This is a genomic window from Haloarcula sebkhae (assembly GCF_014647415.1).
Classification (GTDB): Archaea; Halobacteriota; Halobacteria; order Halobacteriales; family Haloarculaceae; genus Haloarcula; species Haloarcula sebkhae.
This window is the reverse complement of record NZ_BMPD01000026.1, coordinates 1-514: the sequence shown is the minus strand read 5'-3', so window position 1 is coordinate 514 and position 514 is coordinate 1. Positions and strand designations below refer to the sequence as shown.

1 rRNA gene is annotated in these 514 nt (G+C 56.2%); it reads right to left on the bottom strand.

Annotation, left to right across the window (positions count from 1 at the left end):
• Positions 1 to 514 (bottom strand): 23S ribosomal RNA (locus IEY38_RS21180); the annotation flags it as partial.

Here is a 514-nt window from a genome sequence, read left to right as displayed (position 1 = left end):
GGTACCTGTGTAACGTCTCCTACCTATGCTGCACATCGGCGACCACGTCTCAGCGACAGCCTGCAGTAAAGCTCCATAGGGTCTTCGCTTCCCCCTGGGTGTCTCCAGACTCCGCACTGGAATGTACAGTTCACCGGGCCCAACGTTGGGACAGTGAAGCTCTGGTTAATCCATTCATGCAAGCCGCTACTGATGCGGCAAGGTACTACGCTACCTTAAGAGGGTCATAGTTACCCCCGCCGTTGACAGGTCCTTCGTCCTCTTGTACGAGGTGTTCAGATACCTGCACTGGGCAGGATTCAGTGACCGTACGAGTCCTTGCGGATTTGCGGTCACCTATGTTGTTACTAGACAGTCCGAGCTTCCGAGTCACTGCGACCTGCTCCGTTCCGGAGCAGGCATCCCTTCTTCCGAAGGTACGGGACTAACTTGCCGAATTCCCTAACGTTGGTTGCTCCCGACAGGCCTTGGCTTTCGCCGCCATGGACACCTGTGTCGGTTCTCGGTACGGACA